Annotated in this window: 7 protein-coding genes and 1 tRNA gene; 1 reads left to right on the forward strand and 7 read right to left on the reverse strand. The window is 67.4% G+C overall.

Going from position 1 to position 7,369, the window contains the following annotated elements; translation table 11 throughout:
* The 3 genes from FJY88_10215 to FJY88_10225 form a co-directional block, all read right to left on the reverse strand.
* Positions 1–608 (reverse strand): hypothetical protein (locus tag FJY88_10215; protein MBM3287706.1); only part of this gene is annotated, 608 nt, incomplete at its 3' end.
* Positions 609–620: 12 nt separating this feature from the next.
* Positions 621–1,028, reverse strand: a complete 408-nt coding sequence (locus tag FJY88_10220) for a holo-ACP synthase (GenBank protein MBM3287707.1) — start codon at positions 1,026–1,028, stop codon at positions 621–623.
* A gap of 19 nt (positions 1,029–1,047) precedes the next feature.
* Positions 1,048–1,911: a glycosyltransferase family 2 protein gene (locus FJY88_10225; GenBank protein MBM3287708.1), complete on the reverse strand. Its 864-nt coding sequence runs from the start codon at positions 1,909–1,911 to the stop codon at positions 1,048–1,050.
* Between the two features lie 134 nt (positions 1,912–2,045).
* Here FJY88_10225 and FJY88_10230 point away from each other — a divergent pair, with 134 nt between their 5' ends.
* A complete protein-coding gene (locus FJY88_10230) occupies positions 2,046–3,083 on the forward strand; it encodes a zinc-binding dehydrogenase (protein MBM3287709.1) in 1,038 nt (345 codons plus the stop codon).
* Here FJY88_10230 and FJY88_10235 read toward each other — a convergent pair whose 3' ends face one another.
* The 4 genes from FJY88_10235 to FJY88_10250 form a co-directional block, all read right to left on the reverse strand.
* Positions 3,084–3,875 (reverse strand): methyltransferase domain-containing protein, encoded by a 792-nt coding sequence (locus FJY88_10235; GenBank protein MBM3287710.1) that lies wholly within the window; start codon positions 3,873–3,875, stop codon positions 3,084–3,086.
* Positions 3,876–4,035: 160 nt separating this feature from the next.
* Positions 4,036–4,120 (reverse strand) — tRNA-Leu (locus FJY88_10240).
* 80 nt (positions 4,121–4,200) lie between these two features.
* Positions 4,201–5,385 (reverse strand): pyridoxal phosphate-dependent aminotransferase, encoded by a 1,185-nt coding sequence (locus FJY88_10245; protein MBM3287711.1) that lies wholly within the window; start codon positions 5,383–5,385, stop codon positions 4,201–4,203.
* A gap of 145 nt (positions 5,386–5,530) precedes the next feature.
* The coding region (locus tag FJY88_10250; protein MBM3287712.1) for a T9SS type A sorting domain-containing protein at positions 5,531–7,369 on the reverse strand (1,839 nt) is incomplete at its 5' end.

Genomic DNA, 7,369 nt, shown 5'->3' on the forward strand with positions numbered 1-7,369 from the left:
TGCCTGTAGAACTGGACGAGGTCCCAGAGGAAACGTAGATAGGCATCGAACAGGACAGCCTCGTCCTTCGGACCGGCCTCGATGAGGCTCCGTCTCAGCGCGCCTCCGCGCGTGGCAAGCTCGACGAACTGGAATCCGAAGAGCCTGTTCTTCGGCACTCCCAGATTCTCCGCCCCGATCTCCCACTGGACCCGGGCGGGGCCCAGCGACTCCTCCGGGTGCGCCTTCACGTAGCGCTCGAGGACGAGGCCCAGCCGGTCGGTCAGAGTGTCGGCGGCTTCGTCCGTGGTCAGCAACCAGTAGGCGCCGCCGCGGTGCATCTGGTGGAAGTCCCCGCGCTCCTCAACGAGCCGGTCGCCGAACCGCCGCCAGGCGGCGAGCAGCGAGTCGGTCAGGGCGATCACGCCGGCGCCGCGGCCGAGTTGCGGGCGCGCGGTCTCGATCCTGGCCTCGACCTCCGCGCGGAAGCCTCGGACCTCCTCCTGCATCCAGAGCTCAGGGACGGGGGGGAAGTTCGCGTGCATGCCGCCGGGCACGGAGGGCCGCTGCGCGGCCGCCTGGATGGGCGCGGCGATCCATAGCAGCAGGAGCATGGGAAGATAGCGCATCATCTCTCCTCTCTAGGCTGTCGGGCCGGGGCGGGACGCCTCATGGTCCAAGGTCTCGAGGACGACAACCGCGGCCGCGTGTCCTGCGGTGTGCGTGATCGAGACATGGGTCCGCCTGGCGCCCATTTCGTCCGCGCGCTGCGACGCTGTTCCGTGCAGGAGCAGGATCGGCTGGCCGCTTCGCAGGTTTTGGACCTCGACGTCGATCCAGCGGACTCCACCCGACCAGCCGGTCCCCAGCGCCTTGAACAGCGCCTCCTTGACGGCGAAGCGCGCGGCGAGGAATTGAACCCACTCCCCCCTCGGATGTTCCAGCTCGTTCGGATGGAAGATCCGCCGCAGGAATCGCTCGCCGAACCGCTCTGCTGCGCGCCCGACCCTCTCGACTTCGACCAGGTCGATGCCCACTCCGACGACCATCCCCCCCCCCGCCGCGCCCCTATCGCTGGCAGCGCTTGTCGATCAGGTCGGCCAGAAGACCGATGGCGGCCATTTGCAAGGATGTCATGAGCGTGATCGCGACCGAGGCGTCCATGATCTTCTCGGTGAAGGCGGCGCTGTAGGCGAAGATCGCCACGGCGACGAAGAAGAGAAAGGCGGAGACCGGAAGAAAGATCTTGAGCGGCCTGAAGTAGAGGATCGTACGAATGATCAGGGCGAGGAAGTTCAGGGTGTCCTGCAAGGGGCGGATCTTGGAGCGCCCGCGGCGCGGATGGTAGTCGACGGGCAGATAGGCGATCCGCCTGTCGTTGACGTGCATCGCCAGCGTGATCGTCGTCGTGAAGGAGAACCCCGCCGGAAGGACGGGCAGGTAAGGAACGAGGCTCTCGCGGCGAAATCCTCGCAGTCCTGAGTTGAGGTCCGGGATCTTGGATTCGCTCAGGTAGTTGGCGAGGATGTTCAGGACCCACTTCGCCGGTCTGCGGACCATGGGGATGGCGACGTTCCTCCCCGTGCGCGCCGCGACGACCATGTCGTTGTCTTCGAGGAGGCCGACGATCTCCCCGATCCGATCGATCGGGTAGGTTCCATCCGCGTCCGTGATGATGATCAGGGGGGCGCCGGACGAGAGAATGCCGGTCTTGAGCGCCGCCCCGTATCCCTTGTTGCGCGGATGCCGGATGACGCGCGCGCCGGCATCGTCGGCCCGCCTCGCCGTCCGGTCCGCGGACCCGTCGTCCACGACGATCAGCTCCGCCCGCAGGGGGAGGGCCCTGATCTGGCGGATGACCTCGGAGATCCCATCCTCCTCGTTGTAGGCGGGAATGACGATGCTGACCGCGGGGCTGATCGCTGTTTCCATGTGCGATTCCCGAATCTAGGGGAATCCGGTAGGGCCCGCAAGGAGAGGAAAGACCGGCCTTTGACCGAAGGGCGCGGCGCCGGGTAGCCTGTTTCCTGGCCGCCCGTCCCGGGCAGCGAGGGGGAAATCCGGCATTGAGGTCCTGGAAGATCGTCGAGCATGGCCCGCCGTCCGTCCTGAGAGTCGTGGAGGGGCCCGAAGCCGCGCCGGGTCCGGGGCAAGTCCTGCTGCGGATCGACGCGGTCGGACTGAACCACCTCGACCTCTGGGTGAGGCGCGGAGTGTCGGGCCACCGCTTCCCGCTTCCCCTGGTCCCGGGATCCGACATCGCGGCGACGATCGAGCGGGTCGGCTCCTCGGTCGAGGGATGGAGGCCCGGCGACGAGGTCCTGCTCGCGCCGGCGTCCGGTTGCGGGGATTGCGCGTCCTGCCTGGGCGGCGCCGACCATCTCTGCGCGCGCTACGAGATCCTCGGAGAAACGACGGATGGAGGGTGCCGGGAGCGGATGGTCGCCCCGGCGGCCTCCCTCATGCGGCGGCCCCCGCATCTCTCCGCGGAGGAGGCCGCATCGATCCCCCTCTCCCTCCTCACCGCATGGCACATGATCGTCGATCGAGCGCGCCTGCGCTCCGGCGAGACGGTGCTGGTGCAGGCGGCGGGCAGCGGCGTCGGAGTGATGGCGATCCAGATCGCCAGGCGCATGGGGGTCCGCGTTCTCGCCACGGCCGGCAACGCGGAGAAGGCAAAGAAGGCGAGACGCCTTGGCGCCGACGAGGTGATCCTCTATCGGGAGACCGATTTCCTCGACGAAGTCCGCCGCCTGACGAACCGCCGCGGCGTCGATGTCGTGATCGAGCACGTCGGCGCAGAGACCTGGGATCGGAGCATGAGGGCGCTCGTCAAGGGCGGACGGCTCGTCATCTGCGGCGCCACGTCGGGGCCCCATGTCACGCTCGACCTGCGGCGCCTCTTCTTCAAGGGCCTCTCGCTCCTCGGATCGACGATGGGAAGCCGTAGCGAGATGGATGAGGCGCTGCGGCACGTGGAACCCGGGGGAATCTCCCCCGTCCTGGATCGCGTCTTCAGGATGGAGGATCTCCCGGATGCCCACGCCTATCTCGAGGGGCGATCGGCGTTCGGGAAGGTCGTCGTGAGGGGATTCGGGCGGTAGTCAACGCCGGGCCGTAAGGATCCGCGCGGCTCCGCCGGTGAGAGCGATCGTCCTCACCTCTCGCAACCCCGCCCCGCGCGCCGCGCCCTCCAGGGCTTCCCAGCCGGGAAAGGCGAGGACGGAGCGCACCATGAGGTCATACGCCTCCTTCTCCCCTCCAAAGAGGCGGGCGATCCTCGGCAGGCACCGGACGAAGTAGAAACGATAGAAGGCCGCCCACGCGCCTGAGGCGGGAAGCGACATGTCCACGAACGCCAGCCGCCCGCCCGGCTCCAGCGCCTCGGCGCTGACCGCAAGGAGCCGATCCAGACTCTCGACGTGGCGCAGAGCGAAGGCCATCGTGATCGCCTTGCAGCTTCCGGGACGAAGGGGAAGGGACTCCATCTCCGCCACGACCGGGATTCCGGAGGGGAAGAGCGCTTCCTGCTCCGGCGCAGACACGCCGTCGCTCCCCCGCCGTTCCCCGCGGAGCTTCTCGGTCGCCCGCGCGAGCAGCGGCAGCGAGATGTCGACGCGAAGAAGCCGGATCCGGCTCGAGCGCTTGATCAGGGCGCTCGCCTGATCTCCGGTCCCGGAGGCGAGGTCCAGGACGGTGCCCGGCTCATCTTCGCCGATCGCCTCCCTCGCGGCGCGCGCGCGCCACCGCCTGTCGAGGCCAAAGCTCAGGAGATGGTTCAGCCGGTCGTAGTCGGGGGCGATCTCCTCGAAGAGAACGCGAAGCGCCGCCTTCCTTCTTGCCCAGGGGCCGGACGGCAGGATCTCCCGCCATCGCCCTACTCGCTCGGAACGCATCTATCCGAGTCCCGTCACGGCGCGCGCCCTCTCGAAGCCTACTTCTGCCACATTCACAAAGTAGGACCTGGGAGCGGCCGGGATCAATCTCCCAGCTGAACCGAGTCGAGGGAGCTATGGGGCCCGACGCTCGATATCGGCGTCGAGACCCCGGTCGATGTGCCGGGACCGGGGGTCGAACCCGGATGGGCTTTTGGCCCGGCGGATTTTAAATCCGCTGCGTCTACCAGTTCCGCCATCCCGGCGCTCGTGCGGCCGAATCCTACGCCGACAGGAGGCTCGCGTCAGCCGGCAATCTTCTCGATGCGGCCGCCATATGAGAATGTCAGCCGGCGATCTTCTCGAGCGCCCGGGCCAGCCGCTCCGCCGCTTCCTCGAACTCTCCGCTCGGAGGCAGAAGGCTGACGACCAGGAAGCCCTCCCGATCGAAGTCGAAGAGGTGCCCCGGGTGGACGAGGATGCGTTCATCCTCGAGAAGACGCAGCGCGAGATCCTCGTCCGCCATGATTCGCGGGACCCTCAGAACCGAGAACCAGCCGCCGTCGGCCCTCAGACACTCCCACGACGAGCAGGCCTTCCGCGCGCCCAACAGGATCTCCCGGTTGGCTCGTATTCGACTCCGGATCCGTTCCCGGATCCCCGCGCCGATCTCGAGGAGGCGGGCGCATCCGGCCATGACGGGAATCCCGACGGAGAGGAAGGTGTCGCCGATCACCTCGAGGCGACCGAGCGCCTCCAGGCGCGCGGAGGGAGAACCGCTCGCGAGGATCCACGACAGCTTCAGTTGCGGCAGCCCGGCCAGCTTCGAGAGCCCGCCCAGCGAGAAGGCAAGGGGCCCGCACGGGGAAGCGAGAGTCGGGAGCCCCGGGGGGGGCTCCTCGAATGGGAAGTCGGCGAAGACCTCGTCGGAGATGATCGCCAACCCGCGCGCCTCCGCGATGCGGCGGATCCTCTCGATCTCCGTCGCGGAGATGTAGCTTCCGGTCGGGTTGTTCGGGTGAACGAGAACGATCGCCCTCGCCGCGCCGGTCGCGAGCTCATCCAGGCGATCCAGGTCAATGCGCCAGCCGTCCTCGTAGCGGATCGGGTAGCGGAGGAGCTTCACATCCTCGATCTGGGCGATGAAGTCGAACAGAGGGTAGCTCGGCGCGGGGATCAGCACCTCGTCGCCCGCGTCGCAGAGGAGCTTGAACAGCCAGGCGTAGGCCTCGCTCGTGCTCGAACAGAGAACGATGTCGCCTTCCGCGGCGGAAACGCCCCGCTCCTCGCAGTAGGACCGGACCGCCCGGCGGGCACAAGGCGATCCGAGGGGCTGCGGATCGTAGCGCGCCACCGCCGGATCGGAGATCGCGTCGAGGATCTCGGCGACGGGATAGGAGATGCCGCACCGCGTCGGATTCGACTCCGTGAGGTCGAGGATCCGCTCGCCCGAGGCGAGCAGCTCGCGATGCCGTCGGGCCAGATCGTTCATCCCCAGGTCCCAACGCGTCCGTCCGGAGAAGAAGCGCATCCTGAAGGGTTCGTCCTTTCTGGAGTGGTTTGGCCGCGCCCGAGACGCCCGATCGGCGGGCCGGCCCGCGGCAGTGTCGCGGACTCAAGAACCGGGGGCGGACCCAAGATGGACCCGCCCCCGGCGCTGACTCCGTCTTCAGTCGCTAATGGACGTAGAGCAACTTCCTCGTGTAGTCGCTCCCGTTCGCACTGATGCGCAAGTAGTAGATCCCGGTCCGAACCCGCACGCCGGCGGCGTCACGTCCGTCCCAGGAGAACTCGTACGCTCCGCCGGAGAGCGATGCGTCGAGCAGATCCCGGACCTTTTGCCCGCGCACGTTGTAGATCGCCGCGCGCACGGGTCCGTCCTCCCAGAGATCGATCGTGATCGCCCCGTTCGTCGTGTAGGGATTCGGTAGCGTCACCGACGTCTCTCCGTCTGCTTGGTCGGACGTAGGACCCGCGCGCCGATGCTTGATGATGAAGGTCTGATCGCTCCGATCGGATACTCCATTCAGGTTGTCGGTCACACGGATCCGGTATCCACCCAAGCCTTGGCAGAAGACCGGAGTCCATCGGTAGCTTCCCGTGTTGGGCGCCGCCTCCTCGATGGGCGCGCAGAACTCGTCCCCCTTCAGAAGCTCGATCCGGACCGTCGGACCCCCGTTCGTGGAGACCCAGACGATGTCGTAGGGGACCCCCCAGACCAACCGCTCGTGACCGTTCGGCGAGATGACCTGGATCGCCGCCTGGCCCGGGATTGAGAAGGTCCCGTTGCTGTCGTCGAAGTAGAGAGTCCTCAGGTTCGTGATCCGAACCTTGTACCCCGTGGAGGCGCCGCCGCACTGGGCCGCCGTCCACGGGAAGCTTCCGTCGTCGGGGGTGCTGGGCGCGATGGTCGCGCAAACCGACCCGTTCAGCAGAAGCTCGATCCGGACGTCGTCCCCGCCGGCACCGGACGTCCAGCGGATGTCTTGCTGCGTGCCTGCAGGCCAGACCTCGCCGCCGTTGGGCTCCTGCACGATCGGATCGGTCGGCAGCGTCGAGGTGACGGGGATCCTGAACGAGAAGCAGGTCGAGTACTCGCCGTACTGCCCGCATCCGTCCTTGGTCTTCACCTGCCAGAAGTAGGTCGTGTCGAGAACGAGCCCCGCATAGTCGTAAGACGTGCCGAGGACTTCCGACTCGGCTCCCCCGCCGCAGACGGTGCCGAGTCGGACCGTGTAGGCCGAGGCTCCCGGGACCGCGCTCCAGGTGAGCGTCCCATCGAGCGGAACGTCCGTCGCCCCGTCTGCGGGGGTGAGCAGCGCCGGCGGCGGAAGCGGGGCGGCCGGCACCGTGGTGAATGTGAAGGACGAGGAGTAGGAACCGTAGACGTCGTCGCAGTTCTTGGTCCTCACACGCCAGATGTAGGTCGTCCCCGGCAGGAGCAGGTAGTCGTACTCGGAACCGGTGACCTCATGCGTGTCGCGCGCCCGAACCGGCGTCGCGATCTCCACCATGTAGCCGGTCGCGCCATCGACGTCGCTCCAGTCGAGCGTGCCGGCCGTCGGTTGACAGATCGCGTCATCGGCCGGCGTCAGGAGCGTCGGGGGACCGAGGACGACGCCATCACACTCGGTTGTCCTGAATGAGAAGCATGTCGAGTAGGGACCGAACTGGTCGCAGGCGTCCTTCGCGCGGACGCGCCAGAAGTATGTCGTCGCGAGATCGAGTCCGCCGAGCGGGAACATAGAGGCGGTCATGTCGTAGATCGCTCCCACGCCGCAACTCGTCCCGACCTGAAGCTCATACCCGACGGCGCCTGCAACGTCTGCCCAATCGAGTGTCAGAGCGACCGGCTGGTCGAAAGCCCCGTTGGCCGGGCTGAGCAGGGCCGGCGCCCCGAGCGGGGCGGGAAGCGTCGTGAACGAGAAGCAGTTCGAGTAAGACCCGTACTCGCCCTGCGCGTTCTTCGTCTTCACGCGCCAGTGGTAGGTCGTCCCGGCAGTGAGGCCCGAGTA

Source organism: Candidatus Eisenbacteria bacterium, from assembly GCA_016867495.1.
In the GTDB taxonomy this organism is placed as follows: domain Bacteria; phylum Eisenbacteria; class RBG-16-71-46; order CAIMUX01; family VGJL01; genus VGJL01.